This is a genomic window from Pseudarthrobacter sp. MM222 (assembly GCF_947090775.1).
In the GTDB taxonomy this organism is placed as follows: Bacteria; Actinomycetota; Actinomycetes; order Actinomycetales; family Micrococcaceae; genus Arthrobacter.
On record NZ_OX352321.1, the window covers coordinates 622,601 to 639,434 of the forward strand.

18 protein-coding genes and 1 tRNA gene are annotated in these 16,834 nt (G+C 66.1%); 8 read left to right on the forward strand and 11 right to left on the reverse strand.

The genetic code is table 11. The features are described from left to right. Positions 1 to 10: 10 nt before the first annotated feature. Positions 11 to 856, forward strand: a complete 846-nt coding sequence (locus OM977_RS02990; RefSeq protein WP_264356071.1) for an aldo/keto reductase — start codon at positions 11 to 13, stop codon at positions 854 to 856. A gap of 118 nt (positions 857 to 974) precedes the next feature. On the opposite strand, the gene OM977_RS02995 is transcribed toward OM977_RS02990, so the two are convergent. Further along, entirely contained in the window at positions 975 to 1,154 is a 180-nt protein-coding gene (locus OM977_RS02995; protein ID WP_264356072.1) for a hypothetical protein, read from the reverse strand. Positions 1,155 to 1,193: 39 nt separating this feature from the next. Beyond that, positions 1,194 to 2,249: a hypothetical protein gene (locus tag OM977_RS03000; protein WP_264356073.1), complete on the reverse strand. Its 1,056-nt coding sequence runs from the start codon at positions 2,247 to 2,249 to the stop codon at positions 1,194 to 1,196. A gap of 2 nt (positions 2,250 to 2,251) precedes the next feature. Here OM977_RS03000 and OM977_RS03005 point away from each other — a divergent pair, with 2 nt between their 5' ends. After that, positions 2,252 to 2,407, forward strand: coding sequence for a hypothetical protein (locus OM977_RS03005; RefSeq protein WP_264356074.1), 156 nt, complete (start codon positions 2,252 to 2,254; stop codon positions 2,405 to 2,407). Between the two features lie 94 nt (positions 2,408 to 2,501). Here OM977_RS03005 and OM977_RS03010 read toward each other — a convergent pair whose 3' ends face one another. Together OM977_RS03010 and OM977_RS03015 are read right to left on the reverse strand one after the other, a co-directional pair. After that, positions 2,502 to 2,780, reverse strand: coding sequence for a hypothetical protein (locus OM977_RS03010; protein WP_264356075.1), 279 nt, complete (start codon positions 2,778 to 2,780; stop codon positions 2,502 to 2,504). A 6-nt stretch (positions 2,781 to 2,786) separates the two neighbouring features. Then, positions 2,787 to 3,044: a hypothetical protein gene (locus OM977_RS03015; protein WP_264356076.1), complete on the reverse strand. Its 258-nt coding sequence runs from the start codon at positions 3,042 to 3,044 to the stop codon at positions 2,787 to 2,789. Positions 3,045 to 3,277: 233 nt separating this feature from the next. Here OM977_RS03015 and OM977_RS03020 point away from each other — a divergent pair, with 233 nt between their 5' ends. After that, the gene (locus OM977_RS03020) at positions 3,278 to 3,991 is read left to right on the forward strand and encodes a TetR/AcrR family transcriptional regulator C-terminal domain-containing protein (protein WP_264356077.1); all 714 of its coding nucleotides are present in this window, start codon (positions 3,278 to 3,280) and stop codon (positions 3,989 to 3,991) included. A gap of 25 nt (positions 3,992 to 4,016) precedes the next feature. On the opposite strand, the gene OM977_RS03025 is transcribed toward OM977_RS03020, so the two are convergent. After that, positions 4,017 to 5,279 (reverse strand): MFS transporter, encoded by a 1,263-nt coding sequence (locus OM977_RS03025; RefSeq protein WP_264356078.1) that lies wholly within the window; start codon positions 5,277 to 5,279, stop codon positions 4,017 to 4,019. A gap of 245 nt (positions 5,280 to 5,524) precedes the next feature. On the opposite strand from OM977_RS03025, the gene OM977_RS03030 reads away from it, so the two are divergent. Beyond that, positions 5,525 to 6,262: a hypothetical protein gene (locus OM977_RS03030; protein WP_264356079.1), complete on the forward strand. Its 738-nt coding sequence runs from the start codon at positions 5,525 to 5,527 to the stop codon at positions 6,260 to 6,262. A gap of 91 nt (positions 6,263 to 6,353) precedes the next feature. Here OM977_RS03030 and OM977_RS03035 read toward each other — a convergent pair whose 3' ends face one another. Continuing rightward, positions 6,354 to 7,541 carry a cytochrome P450 gene (locus OM977_RS03035; RefSeq protein ID WP_264356080.1) on the reverse strand — a complete coding sequence of 396 codons (1,188 nt, stop codon included), beginning with the start codon at positions 7,539 to 7,541 and terminating at the stop codon, positions 6,354 to 6,356. A 167-nt stretch (positions 7,542 to 7,708) separates the two neighbouring features. Further along, entirely contained in the window at positions 7,709 to 8,935 is a 1,227-nt protein-coding gene (locus OM977_RS03040; RefSeq protein WP_264356081.1) for a LysM peptidoglycan-binding domain-containing protein, read from the reverse strand. Positions 8,936 to 9,248: 313 nt separating this feature from the next. Between OM977_RS03040 and OM977_RS03045 the strand changes: the two genes are divergently transcribed. The 4 genes from OM977_RS03045 (at position 9,249) to OM977_RS03060 (ending at position 12,882) form a co-directional block, all read left to right on the forward strand. Then, positions 9,249 to 9,872, forward strand: a complete 624-nt coding sequence (locus OM977_RS03045) for a dihydrofolate reductase family protein (RefSeq protein ID WP_264356082.1) — start codon at positions 9,249 to 9,251, stop codon at positions 9,870 to 9,872. A gap of 131 nt (positions 9,873 to 10,003) precedes the next feature. Then, positions 10,004 to 11,263 (forward strand): sensor histidine kinase, encoded by a 1,260-nt coding sequence (locus OM977_RS03050; RefSeq protein ID WP_264356083.1) that lies wholly within the window; start codon positions 10,004 to 10,006, stop codon positions 11,261 to 11,263. After that, positions 11,260 to 11,916, forward strand: coding sequence for a response regulator (locus tag OM977_RS03055; RefSeq protein ID WP_264356084.1), 657 nt, complete (start codon positions 11,260 to 11,262; stop codon positions 11,914 to 11,916). Before OM977_RS03050 ends, OM977_RS03055 begins: the two co-directional genes overlap by 4 nt. An 87-nt stretch (positions 11,917 to 12,003) precedes the next feature. After that, on the forward strand, positions 12,004 to 12,882 hold the full coding sequence (locus OM977_RS03060) for a hypothetical protein (RefSeq protein ID WP_264356085.1): 879 nt from the start codon (positions 12,004 to 12,006) through the stop codon (positions 12,880 to 12,882). 228 nt (positions 12,883 to 13,110) lie between these two features. Here OM977_RS03060 and OM977_RS03065 read toward each other — a convergent pair. The 4 genes from OM977_RS03065 to tmk all read right to left on the reverse strand — a co-directional run bounded on the left by OM977_RS03065 (position 13,111) and on the right by tmk (position 16,764). Then, a tRNA-Thr gene (locus OM977_RS03065) sits at positions 13,111 to 13,183 on the reverse strand. Positions 13,184 to 13,319: 136 nt separating this feature from the next. Further along, positions 13,320 to 14,888 carry an alpha/beta hydrolase gene (locus tag OM977_RS03070; RefSeq protein ID WP_264356086.1) on the reverse strand — a complete coding sequence of 523 codons (1,569 nt, stop codon included), beginning with the start codon at positions 14,886 to 14,888 and terminating at the stop codon, positions 13,320 to 13,322. 80 nt (positions 14,889 to 14,968) lie between these two features. Next, positions 14,969 to 16,111, reverse strand: coding sequence for a DNA polymerase III subunit delta' (locus OM977_RS03075; protein ID WP_264356087.1), 1,143 nt, complete (start codon positions 16,109 to 16,111; stop codon positions 14,969 to 14,971). Then, a complete protein-coding gene (gene tmk, locus OM977_RS03080) occupies positions 16,108 to 16,764 on the reverse strand; it encodes a dTMP kinase (RefSeq protein ID WP_264356088.1) in 657 nt (218 codons plus the stop codon). Before tmk ends, OM977_RS03075 begins: the two co-directional genes overlap by 4 nt. Between the last annotated feature and the right edge of the window lie 70 nt (positions 16,765 to 16,834).

Below are 16,834 nucleotides of genomic sequence, written 5' to 3' on the forward strand. Positions count from 1 at the left end.
GGATGGTCGGATGACTTCTTCTCCGGTACTTACTTTTAATGACGGCAACACCATTCCCCAGCTCGGCTACGGGGTGTGGCAGGTTGAAGACGACGTAGCCGAGAAGGTGGTTGTCCAGGCGTTCGAAGCAGGCTTCCGCCACATTGACACCGCCAAGATCTACGGCAACGAAGCTGGAGTCGGGCGCGCCATCGAGCGCTCCGGCCTCAAGCCCGAGGAAATCTTCATCACCACCAAGCTGTGGAACGCGGACCAGGGTTACGAGTCAACGCTGGCGGCGTTTGAGTCCTCCCTGGAACGGCTTGGCCTCGAGACGCTCGACCTGTACCTGATCCACTGGCAGCAGCCGAAGCAGGACAAATATGTCGACACCTGGAAGGCTCTCATCGAGCTTCAGAAGCAGGGCCGCGTCAAGACAATCGGTGTCTCCAACTTCACGAAGGAAGGCCTGCAGCGTCTAATCGACGAGACCGGCGTCGTTCCGGCCATCAACCAGATCGAACTGCACCCCTTCTTCAACCAGGCTGAGCTACGCGAATTCAACGCCTCCAAGGGAATCCTGACCCAGGCGTGGTCCCCGCTGGGCCAGGGCGGCGAGCTGCTGGAGAGCTCCGTGATCGCCCAGATCGCGGCCAAGCACGGCGCCACGCCGGCGCAGGTCGTCATCGCCTGGCACCTCGCCATCGGCAATGTGGTCATTCCCAAGTCGGTGACCGAGTCCCGGATCCGCGAGAACTACGCGGCACTGGATGTCACTTTGGACGAAACGGATGTACAGGCCATCAACGGCCTGGACAACTCCGCCGAGGGCGCCGGCCGCATCGGTCCGGACCCGGCGGTTTCCGACTTCGCCTAAGCAGGACCCCGGTTCAGCTGCCAGGACACGTCCGGCGGCGGAACCCGGGACCGCAGCAGGGCCTCCACCTGTCCCGGGTGGGGGCCCTTTTGCCGGGCAAATAACCCGTCGGGAGGGCTCAGGCGGCCTGCCGGCGCTCCACATCGGGCACGGCGTCGATGACGGCCCAGCCGTCTTCATCGGCAACACGTCGGCTCGCGAAGCGCTCGGCAGCGGCGGCGTCGTCAAAAGTCTCCGTGCGGATGCGGCCGCAGTCGGTGTCCAGATAGGTCACTTCAAAGTACTGGTTCGTTTCCATGAATCAAGTGTGCAACCGGCCTCTGACAGTATTCGTTCGCTAACCCGGCGTGTTGCCAAGCCGCAGTAGCCGTTCGCGGGCGAGGTCCTCTTTCCGCCCTGCCCGGTCCGCCGCCCGGGCCGCCTGCTGGGTCTGGGCGGTCAACAGTTCCTGCCGCTTGCGCGCGGCTTTGAGGTCCTGCTCCGTCTGTTCCAGCTGCTTCCTAAGGGACCGTGCCGCGTCCGCCAGTTCCGACGCCAGGGCCGTCGTCTCCTCCAGCTCCTGCTCGTACCGCAGCGCAGCTTCCGTGGCGTCGCGTGCGAACTCTTCGGCTTCGGTGAATGCGGCGCGGGCGCGTTCAAGTACCGACGGCGGGGCCTCGCGGGGCGCCTCCCGCACCGCCCGCAGCCGGGGCTGCGTCGGCTCCCGGGTCGCCTGCTTGGCCGCCTGCTGCTTGGTCGCCACCTTGGTCGCCGCCGGAGCCTGCGCGGGGGGTTTCGCGGACGTCTGCGTGCCCAGCGCCGCCGAGCGCGGCGTCCCGCTCATGGGGGTAGCGGCCGCTGCCTGGACGACGGCGGACGGAAGCGCCACGGCCCCGGCGAGCTCCACGACGTCGACGCCGTCCGCGGACAGCCCCCGGAGCAGGCGGCCGCTCTGGGCGGCGGCCGCCGCGCCTTCGTCTGCCGTGGCGGCGCGGAGGGTCTCTTCCACTTCGCTGGCGATTGCACCGCTGATCTTCCGGCCGCGCTGTTCTGCCACCGTTTGGGCATCCCTGACCGCGCTGGCCAGGAGCTGCCGCCGCTGCTGGGCCAGCCGGCGGAGCTCGGCCGCATCCAATGCGGTCTGCGCGGCCCGCATTGTCCGGCCCAACGCGATGAGCTCGGTGAGGGTCTCGGGTTGGTGTGCCGCGAGCATGTTTACGGTCCATGCCGCCACGGACGGCTTGGGCAGCGAGCGGACATCGGCAGCCAGCGAACGGTGTTCCTTCGCGGCTGGACCCTTGCCCGGCGCGGCGGCGGCGACTTCCTTGGCCGCGGCTGTCCGGGCGGCCACGAAGTCGTCGAACGGCAGGGCATAGAGCCGTGCCGCAATGCCCGCCAGCTCCAGCTCTCCCATGCATGAATTCTAGAAGCCGGAACCCGGCGGCGCCGCACAAGCACCGCGGCGTGGGCCGGAAAGCGCGCGTCCATGGAGGCGACCGCGGCCGCGCCGAGGCGAACGTCCGGCAGGAGTTCCGGTTCGGCGAGCAGAAGTCCGCCAGCGACTCCGTGTGACTATCGGGTGGGGCGCTTTTAGGCGTGTCTTTCCCCGCAGGCTGCGCAGGACCCGGCGTGCGGGGTGCTGCGGCGAGTCATCAGGTGTCCCGCTTCAATTATTGGGGGCAGGCTGGCAGGTCAGGTTGGCCGCTCTGTCGTTCTCTGCCGGCGTGCGGATGGCCGCGAGGAGAGCTGCCGTCGTGGCCAGGACGCGGGAGCCGCCGCAGCGTGCGCAGCTGACTGCAACGGCGAGGGTGTCCTGCTGCGGATTCAGCGTGGTGACGGCGTCGGCAAGGAGATGCCGGTCAGTATCGCAGGTGGCGCACCAGGGGCGACGGCCTCGGGGCTGGTGGGCATCCCGCGGCAGGTAAGTGTTTGAGGTGACGCTCACCCCCGGTCAGACCAGTCCTGGGTAGCTGGCCAGGATGTAGTCCGCTGCGGCTGGGCCCTTCATCCGGAGGCCGGCGCGATTCGGATTGATTTGGTTCTCCTTCATCGCCGCCCAGAAGTCGTCCTCGGGACCAGGCGCTGCCTGGCGCAGAAAACACCAGCTGGTGTAAAGGCCGTAGAGACGGTTCCGGCCTAAAGAGCGGTCGGACGCAGGGTCACGGGTGGTGGCTTCCTGCAGGAATTGGTCGAACTGAGAATTTGCCATGACTGGCTCTTTTCCTCGCGGTGCATTTTGTGCCGCCGTGTGGCTACAGCGGCTAACGCTCCGCGCCCTGCACGGGGCGTCGAAGCGGGTTTCCGCATCGCTAGAGCTCAGCAGATGCGGAAGTGAAGACGAGTTGGGACCATGTCCCTACGTTGTAGACTGTAAGCGTAGACTACCGAATATGCAACCTGCCTTGGAAGGTCGGTTTGTCCGCCACTCCAGAACGGAAACCCATGTCCCCCGCAGAGAATCAGGTGCCCAGTCCGGGCCCCGACGCGAAGAAGCGGCTCAGCCGGGAGCTTGTTCTGTCCGCAGCCCTGGCTCTCGTTGACGCCGAAGGACTCGATGCGCTCACCATGCGCCGGCTCGGGCAGGAACTCGGCCGGGATCCTATGAGCCTGTATCGCTACGCGGAAAACCGCGCCGCACTGCTGGACGGCGTCTCGGAGCTCGTCTTGAACGAACTGGCGATTTTCCCCGATGACCCGGACTGGCAAGCCCAGCTCCGGCGCATCGCCCACGATCTGCGCCACTTGGCGCTCCGGCACCCCAACGTTGTGCCGCTCTTGGTGACCCGGCCCCTGTCGACCCCGTTGGGCCTTCGCCCGCTCGGGACGCTGCGGCCCCTGGAACAGATTCTGTCCCTGCTGATCGACGCCGGCTTTACTCCCGCCGACGCCCTTCACGTCTACCGCGCCTACTACGGGTACCTGTACGGCCACATCCTCAACGAACTCCAGGAGTTCATTGTGGACCCGGACGAAAACGAAGCCCTTCTCCGTCTGGGCCTGCATCGCTTGCCGCCAAAGGACTTTCCCCGCCTGCGCGCCCTTGCGCCCGTCCTCGCCGACTACGACGGGGCGGCTGAACTGGACGAAGGCATCTCGATCCTGCTGACTGGACTGGCTGCCCGACTGCCGCTGCCGGGAGCCCAGCCGGCGCGCTGACCGGAAGGTTTGCACCGTGGCCGGATTAGGTCCGGCGGGATTTGCGCAGCGCCGCGAGCAGCACGACGACGGCGACCACCTGCAGCACGGCCACGGCCCCGACGAGCAGCGGGCGGGCGTCGTAGAGCGCACCGTACAGGGCACCGCCCGCCAGGGCCCCGGCACCCTCGAAAGCGGCGAAGACTCCATATGCGGTCCCTTGCCGAAGTTCCGGCACCAGGTCGGCAATGAGGGCCTTGACCGTGGAATCTTGAACGCCCGTCGCGGTTCCCCAGACCAGGACTCCGGCGAGGATAAAACCGGTACCCGGTGCCAGCGCCAGTACCGGCACGGCGGCGATCAGGAGCGGCAACGCGAGGAGGACCGCCCCTCCGGCACGGTCGTAAACAACGCCGCTGGCAAGGGCGCCGAGCGCCGCGGCGCCCATCGCCCCGGCGTAGAGCAGCGGGATCACGGCGACCGGAACGGCCGCCGTCGTCGTCAGGTGAAATGAGATGACGCCGAATGCCACCAAGCCGGCGCTCCAGAAGAAGGCGGCGACGCCGAACAGCAGGAAGGCTCCGGTGATCACCGGCGGCGGCTGGGCCGCCGTCGGTGGGGATGACGACGTCGGCTGCTCCGCTTGTACGCGGGCGCCCGGGTCCGGGACCCGGCGGCGCAGCCGGACCAGCAGGAACATCGCTGCGGATGCCGGGAGTGCCAGCACGGCGAAAGCCGCCGTGAGAAGCCCGGTGACCGCTAGCACCGCTGAGACCAGGAGCGGCCCGAGTAGCGCCCCGGCGAGGTCGAGCGACTTGTGGACGGCGAAGCCGCGGCCGCGTCCGATCGGCTTGGCCGCGGCGGCCAGCAGCACAGTCTTGGCCGGACTGCGGACGGCTTTGCCCACCCGGTCTCCGAGAATCAGCGTACAAGCCAGGACAAGGCTGGCCGCTCCCGTCACTGGAGCCAGCGCAAGCAGTGGGACGCTGATCACCGTGAGGGCATACCCGGCCAGCGTGAAGGTCCAGTATCTGCGGGTGCGGTCCGCCCACGGGCCGAAGACGAGCCGCAGTCCTTGGGCGGCGGCCTCGGCGCCTCCTGTCACGAGCCCCACCAGCAGTGCCGAGGCGCCGAGCTGGGCCAGCAACGGCCCCGCCAGCGGCCGGGCGCCGTCGGAAACCACGTCGGCCGCCAGGCTTACCAGGCCGAAACCCAGCACAGCGCCCCAGGCAGAATCCCCCCGCGTCGCGGATGCTCCGGCGGATCGCCGCGGGGTCCGGACGGGCAACTTCCGGCCTGGCCGTTCCATGCACCAAGGCTCCCGGACGGCGCGCGGAAAGACAAGGGAAAAACAGGTAGCTTTCTCTCTGTTGTGCCGCGGGCTCGGTCCTGTAGCCTGACGCCATCGCGTCAGCCAGCGCCCTCATGCCGCTTTCCGACGTGTAGCTACAGGCCGCACCGGCCCGGGTCCTTCACGGGACAAACGGCTGGTCGGTGCCGGAGCGTGCCACCCAAGACCGGGAGGCGGACCGGTAAACCGATTGGGGACAGCGCATGCACCGACGAATCACACGGCCAGCCATAATTCTGGCGGCTCTCTTGGCCATTACCGGCTGCGGGGCCGGCACCGGCACCGGCACCACAACCTCCCCCGCAACGCCGGCGGCGGCTCCCACGGCCACCCCCACGGCAACTCCAACTCCCGCGAAGAGCTACACCAATGCGGACCTGACCGGCCTCATCTCCACGCTGAAGGACGCGCAGGGCCAACCGCTGACTGTGATTCCAGCAGCGCAGATCGACCAGGGCATCATCAGAGCCAAGGAAGTACTGAAGACCGCCGTCTTCACCCCGGAAGCCTGCAAGGCCTTTGCCGACAGCAACGCCCAGGTCCCGGACGGCAGCACGTACGCGGCGGGTACCAGCGTCTCGGCAACTGACAAGACGACAACCGTTGTCACGGTCATCGCCCTCAAGGACGCCCAAACCATGACCGATCAGCTGGATGCATCCGAGGCCGCTGCCGCACAGTGCCAGACTTTCACCCTGGAAGCTGCCGGCCAGAAAATCACCACTGAGACCACGCCCGTTGATGCCGCCACGGATGGGGACGCGTCCTTCGCGGCCCTGGCCAAGCAAAGCCTTGGCACGGGCCAGACACAAACGGCGCTGACTGTTACCGGCATCAAGGGCAACCTTGCGGTGACAGCTGTGAAAGCGGGCCCCGCCGTCACTCAGCAGGCCTCAGCCGAGCTCACGCAGCTGATCAACACCATCCTGGCCCACGGCTGAGGTCGCTCCACTGGTCCAGGCCTTCCCTGCGGGGCGGGCACCGCCGCCCCTCCGTGGGGGAGTCTGGATCAACCGTCGGCACCCCAGCGTGTCACTTCGACGCCGGAGAACGGCCAGCGGCCTGCCAGCTGACCGGAAGCTCCTTGAGCCCGAAAATGATCGTGCTCTCCATCCGTTCGAGATGCGCTCCGGCCGCGAGGGTCAGTCCGGGCAACCGGGAGAGTACGGCTGTCAGCGCGATCCTGGCTTCCAGCCGGGCAAGAGGGGCGCCGAGACAGAAGTGAATGCCCTGGCCGAAGGCAAGGTGCCTGACAGGTCCGCGGTCAATGTCGAACTGTTCAGGCCGCTGGAATTGCCGCTCGTCGCGGTTCGCGGAGCCGATCCAGGCCACCAGCGGCGCTCCGGCCGGAATAGGAACGTCGCCCACGGTGGTGTCCGTGGCCGCCACCCGGTACATGGACTGGACGGGCGAGCGAAAACGCAGCACTTCTTCGACGGCCTGCGGCAGCAGCGACGGATCGGCGACGAGCCGTTCGAATGTGTCCGGCGCTTCAGTGAAGCAAAGCACCGCATTGCCGATCAGGTTGGTCGTGGTTTCATTGCCCGCAACGAGGAGCAGGCTGCAGAAGCCCAGCAGCTCGGCCACACTCAGTTTCTGCCCGTCAATCTCGGCGGCCAGCAGGTTGCTGATCAGATCGTTTCCCGGCCGGCTTCTTCGCTGGTCGATCATGGCAAGGAAGTAGTCAGTCATTTCCCGGTTGGTGGCGTGGTGGTCGGCATCCTCGGTTACGCCTCGCGTTTGGCTGACGATCACATCGGACCACTGCTTGAAGCGATTCCGGTCCTCCGCGGGTATGCCCATGAGCTCCGCGATCACGATCACCGGCAGTGGGTAAGCCAGCTCCTTGATCAGGTCCGCTGTTCCGACGGTTGCCACCCCGTCCAGCAACTCCTCCGTGAGCGCCGAGATCCGGGGAGCAAGCCCCTCCACCGCCCTAGGGGTGAACGCCTGGGTCACCAAGGAGCGCAATTGCCGGTGGCGGGGAGGATCAGTGCTGATCAGACTCGCCGCGAACAGCTGCCCGGTCTCCGAGGCCTCGTCTCCGCCCATCCTGGAGGAGAACACCGCATGTTCGGTGAGCACCCGCTGCACGTCGTCATACCGGAAGACATGCCAACTCCCGGATTGCTCATCGTGGAAAACGGGGACGCGGTCCCTCATGCTCCGGTAGTGCGGAAAGGGGTCCAGCGGATGCTCATTGTCCGGTATGAAATCCACGGCTGGCCTCTCTGCTCAGCCCGGCGATCATTCGGCCCTAGCCGAGGCGTCGGGGCGGGTGGGCCGAAGGGCCCGTCAGAGCCTGAGCATATCCAAGACAGCTCCCGCACGTCACTAGCAAGCAACAACGAGCCGTCGCAAGCTGGCCGCGCGCGCGGTCCAGCCGCCTACCGGAAAGATTTCTGATGCCGCAGAACCGAAGCGACGTACGCCTTCGTGTCCTCGTACATGCCCCTGTTCATCACCGAGTACTGGCCCTGGTAATAGCTCGCAATCGCGATCTCCTTGCTCGGACTGGTGCTGATCAAAGCCGAGATAATGGCGACCCCGGCAGTGACATTGTCCTGGGCCTTGCGCAGATCAAGCGACCGGCCAACAAGCTGGGACGCCCATTCGCCGGAGGTCGGCATGACCTGCATCGTGCCGATCGCACCTGCCGACGACGTGACGTTCTGGCGGAAGCTGGACTCCTGCATGGCGAATGCCAACGCCAGGGACGGATCCACTTTCATGCGGCGGGCGGTAGCGGCCACCATGGTCTTCAGCTGGGCTACTGACGGTGTAGACGACGGCGCCGCCGGCTTCGGGTTCGGGGCGGCCGTGGCCTTTCCGGCGATGGCGATCTTCTGCCCAGGGTAGATGATCGTCCGCAGATTCATGCCGTTCGCGGCCAGGATGCTTGACAGGCTGACACCGTGGTTGGCTGCAATGCGGGACAGCGTGTCACCGGCCTTAACCACGTAGGACTTCGCGGCAGCCGGCTTCGGGGCTGGTTTTGCAACTGGTTTAGGTGCTGGCTTCGGCGCTGGTTTGGCGGCCGGCTTGGGTGCGGGCTTTGCGGGCGCCGGTGCGGCCTTGGCTGTCAGGCGGATTTTCTGCCCCGGGTAGATGATGGTCCGCAGATTCATCCCGTTTGCCGCCAGGAGGCCGGACAGGCTGACACCGTGTTTCGCGGCGATCCCGCTGAGCGTGTCGCCGGGCTTGACGGTGTGTATGGCGGCGGCGGGTGTGGCCGGCTTAGCTGCCGGCTTGGGTGCGGGCTTAGCTGCCGGCTTGGTGGCGGGCTTGGCTGCCGGCTTGGCGGCTGGCTTGGGTGCAGCGGCTTTGGTGGCGGGACGCAGCTTGATCTTCTGCCCCGGATAGATGATGGTCCGCGCGCTCATGTTGTTGGCCGCGAAAATGGATGCGAGGCTCACTCCATGCCTGGCGGCGATCCCGCTGAGAGTGTCGCCTGAGCGGACGGTGTAGGTCCCCGTGGAGGCGGCCTGCAGGGTCGCCTGCATGGCAGCGGGGTTGGCCGCGTTGGCGGTTCCGCCGAACATGGTAGACAGGACAACCGCCGACATGGCTCCGGCGGTGACGGCGGCGCTGAGACGCCTGATCGGGTTGCTCATCGAACTTCCTCAAAACTGGTGGTTCCTCGACTACTCCTCGCGGAACCAGAGCGGTGGTACACCGCCGGGCGAATTCGGCGCCAGCCTTGGGAGTCCTTCAGCGGCACTGCTGGAACGGCAGTGGGCGGCCTATTAATCTTTATCGGCTGAACCGGGCCGGATGTAACCGGATTTAATCAGGGCAGAACATCGCGGATGCTCAGTGGGCTCACGTCGAGCCGTTGGTACCCGTTGCTTCGCGGGGGGATTGTGTGTCAGCCTCGAAGTGAGCCCGGCGCCGGGGCGACGGCGGGCGGCAGAGAGGGAGCACGGCATGGGACTGATCCATATCGACCTGTTCACCACGCTCGACGGCGTCGCGCAGGCGCCCGGCGGGCCAGACGAGGACACTGAGGGCGGGTTCGCCTTTGGCGGCTGGCAGGCGCCCCTGATCGACGCGGTCGTCGGCGAGCAGATCGACGCCGGGATGGCGGGGATGGACGCTCTGCTGCTTGGGCGCCGGACCTACGACATCTTCGCCGGGTACTGGCCGCATGCGGGCGGGGAAATCGCACGGCTGTTCAACCGCCTCCCGAAATACGTGGCCTCGCGCCAGGCGCCTGCCCTCGAGTGGGCCGGCTCCACGCTGCTCGGTCCTGATGTGCCCGCCGCAGTGCGCGCACTGCGCGACAGGCACGAGAACGTCCACGTCATCGGCAGTCTTGACTTCGTGCAGACCCTGTTCGGCGAGCGGCTCTTCGATCGCCTCACGCTCTGGGTGTATCCGATCCTCCTCGGCGGTGGAAAGAAGGTCTTCGCCGACGGGGTGGTGCCAACGAACCTCAGACTCATCGAGCCGGTCGTCGCCTCACCGAAGGGCGCGGTGCTGCAGCGCTACGCGCTCGCCGATGGCACGCCTGGCGTCGGCGACATGTCGGCCGTCGACCAGGCGGGCTAGGGCGTTTTCCGACTCCGACTGGCGGAACCACGGGCGGATCAGTCATCCGTGGGGTGGAACTTCCTCATCATCGGGTTGGAACTCTCCCGAAATGGGTCTCTGTGCTGGAAGAGCCCGCTTAGGGTGAAGGCATGTTCAAAACGATTCAGTCCCTGAGGTTCCTTGCGGCACCGGCCACGGCCGTGCTGATTCTGGGGATACTTCTCATCCTGGAGCAGCGCCATTTCGACCAGAACAGCGCCCTGTTGCTGGCGCTCCTGACCGGTGTAGCTGTGGCTGAAATGCTGCCGGCGACGGCCCTCGGACTGGTTTTCGTCGCCCTGGCCCTTCAGGGGCTCAAGGTCCTCCCGCTGGTGCTTCTCTCCGGCGTGCTAAGCTACGCTGCCGTTCCGGTGGTCATCTTCTTCGCCATGATCGGCTGGAAAAACCGGAACAGGTGGGTCGTCCCCGTTTCTGCTGTCGTATTCGCCGGCATCACCACCGTCAATTGGTTCACCGACCAGACCTGGATCAACTTCATCTTCGGCAACCAGCTCTACGGCAGGGGACTACTGCGAACCCTCACGTATGCTTTTCTGATCTTCGGGGCGTTCGCCGCCCTGAACCTCGCCGCCTGGGCCGTTGGTATGGCAGTCAACAGCGTCTCAAGGAGCCGGAGGGCACAGCTCGTGGCGGAAACCCGACTCCGGGAAACGGCGACCGAACTTGCCGTCGAACAGGAACGCAACAGGATCGCCGGAGAGCTGCACGATGTCCTGGCACATTCGCTGACGGTGATCGTGGCGCAGGCCGACGGAATTCGCTTCATCCACCGCACAGAACCGGAATCCGTCGACCAAGCGTCGAGGGTCATCGCCGAATCAGCGAGGACCGCACTGGTCGAAACTCGTCGGCTGATTGAAGGCTTTTCCACAAAGCTAAGCAACCAGCCGACTCACAAGATTGAAGATCTTGCGATTCTTGCCGAACGTTTGAGCTCCAGCGGTATGCCGGTCACGATGGAACTTACAGGCGAGCCGTGGGACATGACCGCCGTCCAGCAGCTAACGGTTTATCGGCTTGCGCAGGAGAGCCTTACAAACGCGTTCAAGCACGGGGACCGGAACCGGGGCACGCACCTGCACCTCGCCTGGGCCGCAACGTCCCTTGAGCTCCGTGTCCGCTCTTCGCTGATCTCCCGCCCGGCCGTCGAGCCGAAGACCACCCCATCGGGCCGCGGGATAGCAGGAATGAAAGCCCGCGCTGCAGCCGCCGGCGGCTGGGTCGAAACAGTCCGCGGCGCAGAGACCTTCGAAGTGCTGGCGTTCCTCCCTTCGGCGGCTCCTGACCAGCACGCAGCGGCAGCCCGGAAACAGCCCCGCCTTCTTGCTTTGGAAGGAGCACAGCCATGACCCGTGCACCAATCCGGATTGCCCTGGCCGATGACCAGCCGCTGTTTAGCGCCGGACTCAAAATGATCCTGCGCAGCCAGACGGATATGGACCTTGTCGGGGAAGCGGTCAATGGAGCGGCGGCCGTTGAACTCGTGCAGGAGTTATGTCCTGATGTGCTCCTAATGGACATCAGGATGCCCGTTATGGACGGAATCACGGCAACGAAAACGATCATGGCGGCGCCCATTCGACCCGCTACCAAAATTATCGTTCTGACCACCATCCAGCATGACGAAGCCGTCGTGCGGGCTATCCAGGCCGGCGCTGCAGGTTTTCTGACCAAGGACACCACACCCGACTTCCTGCTGGCCGCCATCCGAACGGTCCACTCGGGGCACTCGGTCATCGCCCCGGCCATCACGAACGAACTGCTGCGTGACTACACCACGCCCGCCACCGGGAACGACGCAGCCCTGGCCGACCTGTCGGGCCGGGAACGCGACGTGTTTCTCCTGACCGCCAAAGGACTGGGAAACGCCGAGATCGCCGATTCGCTGGTGCTCAGCGAGGCCACCGTGAAGTCCCACGTGGGCAGCATACTGGCGAAGCTCAAGCTGAAGAACCGGATTCAGCTCGTCGCCTTCGCCTACGAGAACAACGTACTCAACTAGCCCCCGGCAATACCGCCCCGCCTGAAGAGGCCTTCCCGGCAGCGAAGGCCAGCCACCGCATTGCCCAAAACAACTCAAGGAGCCACCATGCATAAGAAGATCTTCGGCGCTGCCGTCCTGGTCGTCGGCACCGGCGCCGCCCTGGCGGCGGCCGCCATACCGGCGGCGTCAGTTACAGCGTCCCCGGAGCCCGTCTCGGGGATCATCCGCCAGGCCGAGGCGTACGCCACAGCCGATCCGATCGCAGAGAAGGGCATGCAGGAAGCTGTCCGGCTCTGCATGGCCAAGGCAGGGTTCGACTATGCGCCGCCCATCTCCGACCTGACACTGGACCTCAACGGAGCCATCGGATTCAAACGGCTCACGGTCGACGCCGCCAAAGCCAGCGGTTACGCCAGCACCCGGCCGCAGGGACCCCGCGAGCCGGCGGCCGAGTCCGCAGACGGCAAACTTTTCGCCAACCCGGCCTTCACCGACGCACTCACCGGGCCCGACGACACCGCCCCAAAGGCCACAGTGGGCGGAATGGGAACCTCCTCCGGTGGATGCCGTGGCGAAGCCATGACACAGATCTATGGCAACGCGGAGCATTACATGCTCGCCACCGGCATCGCCTACAACTCGTTTTTCCCCGCCAGCTTGTCCGCCTCCGGCGACTCAGGAATTACCAAAGCCGTCACTGACTGGACAGCATGCATGAAAGAAACCTCCTACGCCTCGTTCGCGAACCCGCAGCAGGCCGCTGATGCGGGAAGTGCCGCAGGCGGCCAGGAAGAGTTCAGAATCGCCGTGACCGACGCGGTCTGCCGGGACAAGACCGGGTTCCACACGGCGCTGGACAAAGTCCTGGACAAGTACCTGACAACCCGCATGCAGGAACTTGCCCCGCAGATCGAACAGGTCAAGGAAATCCGCCGGGCCGCCGCCGCCAACGCGGCAAGGCTGGCCGCCGCCGAATCGAAATAGCCCGGTAAGGCGGCGGTGTCCTGTCATGAATTGGGGGTGGCAGGATGCCGCCGGCTTCCGCTCTGAGGGCCTGGGCATCGGCAACAGCTTGGCTGGCTGACTGGGCGCCTGGCCAGCCCCGGGGCCGCCGCCGCCAACGCGGCAAGGCTGGCCGCCGCTGCGATCGCATGAACCGAAAAACCCCGTATTCCCGCTGCCTCAGCGGGAATACGGGGTCCGTCCGTCTCGAGCTTCCTGCCAGAATCGAACTGGCGACCTTCTCATTACGAGTGAGACGCTCTACCAACTGAGCTAAGGAAGCAACCGCATGAAACCCGGAAAACCGGGCGGATCATGCAAGAGACAACTGTAATCGAGTTTCGGCGCCCGGGTCAAAATGAGCCGCCATGGCCTGCCGCTGGTGTCCCGGGCCGCGCCGCCAGAACTCAGAATCGGGTTCAGCAGACGGTGTTGTCCGCGGGTGTCTTGCCGTCCACCAGGTAGCTGTCCACGGCGTTGCCGATGCACTCGTTGGAACGGCCGTAGGCGGTGTGGCCCTCGCCCTTCCAGGTCAGCAGGGAAGCCTTGCCGAGCTGCTTGCGCAGCGCGCTGGCCAACTCCACGGGAGTGGCCGGGTCCCCGGTGGTACCGATCACCACGATATCGGTTGAGCCGGTGTACTCTACGGGGGCCGGGGTCCGGGTGCTCTTGTAGGGCCAGTCCTTGCAGTTGCTCCCGCTGTAGGCGAAGTAGTAGCCCATGGTCGGGGAGTCCTGACGGAGCTTCTCTTCGTCGGCGCGCATGCCGGCCGTGTCCGTCACCATGGGGTGGTCCAGGCAGCTGATGGCGTTGAACGCGAACGTGCTGTTCGACGAGTAGGTCCCGTTGGGTTCACGGTCGGCGTTGAAGTCCGCCAGCCGCTGGAGCTGCGACGGGTCGCCCTTCAGGATCTGGTCCAGGGCTTGGGTGAGGATGGGCCAGTTGTCGTCGTTGTAGAGCGGAACGATGATCCCCGTGACCACGTTCGACGCCGAGACGATCCGGCCGTCCCGTGCCTTCATCGGGTTCGTTTCCACTGCGGCAATCACATCGCGGATCTGCTGGAGGCCGTCGTCGACGCTGCCACTCAGCGGGCACCCGCTTCCCTGCTGGCAACGCTCCACGTAGGCGCGGAGCGCCTTCTCGAACGCCTTCGCCTGTGCGCTCGTGAGCTCCTCGGCGGTGATCGACGGATCGAGGGCTCCATCCAGGACCATCCGGCCCACGTTGTCCGGGAACAGCGAGGCGTAGGTGGAGCCGAGGAATGTCCCGTAGGAATAGCCAAGGTAGTTCAGCTTCTTGTCGTTGACCCCGGCGCGCAGGATGTCGAGGTCCTTGGCCGCGCTCACGGTGTCGACGTGGCCCAGGAGCGCGCCGGTCTTTTCCGCGCATTTGTCTGCGATCGCCTTGTTGTCGGCGAGGGCTGCTGCCAGGCCGGCGTCGGTGTCCAGGGCGTAGATCTTGGCGCGGTAGGCGTCGCGTTCCGGGTCGGTGAGGCAGGTGACGGGAGCGGAGCGTTTCACACCCCGCGGGTCGAAACCGACGATGTCATAGTTCGCGCGGACCTTATCCGAGATGTTCGTGGCACCGGCGTCCCTGACGAAGTCGTACCCGGAGCCGCCGGGGCCCCCCGGGTTGACCAGCAGGCTGCCCATTTTTGCGGACTTGGTGGGAAGTTTGATGGCGGCGATTTCGATGCTTTCCCCGTCAGGCTTGCTGTAATCCAGCGGGACCTTGATTTTGGCGCACTGGAAGTCAGCCTCGCACGGCGTCCAGTCGACCTGCTGCGAGTAGAAACTGCGCAGCTCGGCCGGGGCCGCCGCAGCGATAGCCGGATCGGGCTGCCCCGGGTTGGCGTCCTTGGACCCGCCGTCCCCACCGAAGAGGCTGCACGAGGCAAGCACCAGGGCCAGGGCCATGGCGCCGACAGCCCGCATACCGATCGCTACGGACCGGAATCTGGCGGGCACGGGTCGTGCAGACTTCATGCGGTTCTCCTCAGAGGGTTGGAACGGGGCGACTTTACCGGCTGCATCAGACCGGGCGGACGGGTGCGGCACTGGCAACGTCAGATGAGGCTGCTGGCCATGGACTCGATGGCCAGCAGTGGAGCAACGTTGGTTGTTGTGATCCTTTTCCGGGCCTTGTTAATGGCGTCCATCCGGGCAAGGGTCGTCTCCGCGCTGGAAAGTCGGGCGAACTCAACGAGTTCGCTCCTGAGTTCAACGTTGACGAGTTCAACAGCGTTCCCCATCTGGATGACGAGCACATCCCGATAAAAGGACAGCAGGTCGGTCAGCGTTCGGTCAAGGGAATCCGTTACGGAACGTTTGGCACGGCGTTTCTGGTCGTCCTCGAGTTGTTTGACCTGGGCGCGCATGGCCGGGGGCAGGGTTCCGCTTTCCGGTGCGCCGAGCGTGGCAAGGAGCGCGATCTTCTCGGCGGCATCGCGTTCATCGTTGGAGCTGTTGGCTTCCTCGGTGGCAATCTTCACCAGCTTTTCCGCCATCAGAACCGCGGCTGTGACGCCACGGAGCCCCAGCGGGAACCGGACGGTTTCGAGCCGGCGCTGCCGGGCGTCCGGATCGCGGGCCAGCCGCCGGGCGATGCCGACATGGCTCTGCGCCGCGCGGGCCGCACGCTCCGCCACGGCAAGGTCCACGCCGTCGCGCTTGACCAGCAGGGCCGCGACGTCGGCGGCGGGCGGCAGGCGCAGGGCCACGGCCCGGCAGCGCGAGCGGATAGTGACCAGCACATCCGCCGGGGACGGCGCGCAGAGCATCCAAACGGTACGCGGTGTGGGTTCCTCGATAGCCTTGAGCAGCACGTTCGTGGTGCGTTCGGCCATCCGGTCCGCGTCCTCCACGACGATGATGCGCCACCTGGCCGAGGACGGCCGGTTTCCGGCGGTGGCGACCAGTTCGCGGGCCTCGTCGATGGTGATGGTGACCTTCTCGGTCCGGACGAACGCCACGTCCGAATGCGTTTCCCCGAGGATGGTCCGGCATGCGGCGCATTCCCCGCAGCCGCGCAACCTGAGATCCTCCTGGTCGCAGTTCAGGGCCGCGGCAAATGCCTTCGCCGCGTTGGAGCGGCCGGACCCTGGCGGGCCGGTGAAAAGCCAGGCATGGTTGAGTCCTTCGCCCTGGGCCGCCTGCCGCAATTGGGCGACGACGGCGGGCTGGCCCTGGAGGTCGTCCCAGACGGTCATGCCGGCACGCTGCCGGACAGGGCCAGCAAGGACGCGACACGTTCGAGGATCCGCGCGGAAATCGCCTCGACCGGCAGGTGCGCGGGCAGGACCAGGTACTTCTCAGGCCGGGCCGCGGCAAGGTCAAGGAAAGCGGCGCGGATCCGGGCATGGAATTCATCCGCCTCGGATTCCAGCCGGTCCTCCGCGGCATCTCCCGCGGTGCGGCGGCGCCGGCCAACCGCGGGGTCGACGTCGAGCAGTACCGTGAGGTCCGGCTGGAGTCCGGAGGTGGCCCATTCGTTGATTTCCCGGACGGCGTCGGTGCCGAGGTCGCGTCCTGCCCCCTGGTAGGCCACCGAGGAGTCGATGTAACGGTCGGTGAGGACGATCTGGCCCTGTTCGAGGGCGGGCCGGATAACCTGGCTGGCGTGGGCGGCCCGGGAAGCGGCGAAGATCAGGGCTTCGGTATGGGCGTCGATGTGGCCGTGCCCGTGATCCAGCACGAGGGAACGCAATTTTTCGCCGATCGGAGTGCCACCCGGCTCGCGGGTCCGCAGGACTTTGAAGCCGCGCGCCTCAAGCGCCCCGGCCAGTTCTGCGGTCTGCGTGGACTTGCCGGCGCCGTCGCCGCCTTCGAAGGCGATAAACAGTCCGGGGTTCTGGGTAGTCACTGCTCTAGCCTACCGACAATCGCCGGGCGCCGGAGTGTGCCGGCGTAACGCCTTGGCTGCCCTGCGCGCC

What these genes read in the sequence shown, in the direction of transcription:
- OM977_RS02990 (WP_264356071.1), top strand. Translation starts at nt 11, where the DNA reads ATGACTTCTTCTCCGGTACTTACTTTTAATGACGGCAACACCATTCCC.
- OM977_RS02995 (WP_264356072.1), bottom strand. Translation starts at nt 1,154, where the DNA reads ATGGAAACGAACCAGTACTTTGAAGTGACCTATCTGGACACCGACTGC.
- OM977_RS03000 (WP_264356073.1), bottom strand. Translation starts at nt 2,249, where the DNA reads ATGGGAGAGCTGGAGCTGGCGGGCATTGCGGCACGGCTCTATGCCCTG.
- OM977_RS03005 (WP_264356074.1), top strand. Translation starts at nt 2,252, where the DNA reads ATGAATTCTAGAAGCCGGAACCCGGCGGCGCCGCACAAGCACCGCGGC.
- OM977_RS03015 (WP_264356076.1), bottom strand. Translation starts at nt 3,044, where the DNA reads ATGGCAAATTCTCAGTTCGACCAATTCCTGCAGGAAGCCACCACCCGT.
- OM977_RS03020 (WP_264356077.1), top strand. Translation starts at nt 3,278, where the DNA reads ATGTCCCCCGCAGAGAATCAGGTGCCCAGTCCGGGCCCCGACGCGAAG.
- OM977_RS03025 (WP_264356078.1), bottom strand. Translation starts at nt 5,279, where the DNA reads ATGGAACGGCCAGGCCGGAAGTTGCCCGTCCGGACCCCGCGGCGATCC.
- OM977_RS03030 (WP_264356079.1), top strand. Translation starts at nt 5,525, where the DNA reads ATGCACCGACGAATCACACGGCCAGCCATAATTCTGGCGGCTCTCTTG.
- OM977_RS03040 (WP_264356081.1), bottom strand. Translation starts at nt 8,935, where the DNA reads ATGAGCAACCCGATCAGGCGTCTCAGCGCCGCCGTCACCGCCGGAGCC.
- OM977_RS03045 (WP_264356082.1), top strand. Translation starts at nt 9,249, where the DNA reads ATGGGACTGATCCATATCGACCTGTTCACCACGCTCGACGGCGTCGCG.
- OM977_RS03050 (WP_264356083.1), top strand. Translation starts at nt 10,004, where the DNA reads ATGTTCAAAACGATTCAGTCCCTGAGGTTCCTTGCGGCACCGGCCACG.
- OM977_RS03055 (WP_264356084.1), top strand. Translation starts at nt 11,260, where the DNA reads ATGACCCGTGCACCAATCCGGATTGCCCTGGCCGATGACCAGCCGCTG.
- OM977_RS03060 (WP_264356085.1), top strand. Translation starts at nt 12,004, where the DNA reads ATGCATAAGAAGATCTTCGGCGCTGCCGTCCTGGTCGTCGGCACCGGC.
- OM977_RS03070 (WP_264356086.1), bottom strand. Translation starts at nt 14,888, where the DNA reads ATGAAGTCTGCACGACCCGTGCCCGCCAGATTCCGGTCCGTAGCGATC.
- OM977_RS03075 (WP_264356087.1), bottom strand. Translation starts at nt 16,111, where the DNA reads ATGACCGTCTGGGACGACCTCCAGGGCCAGCCCGCCGTCGTCGCCCAA.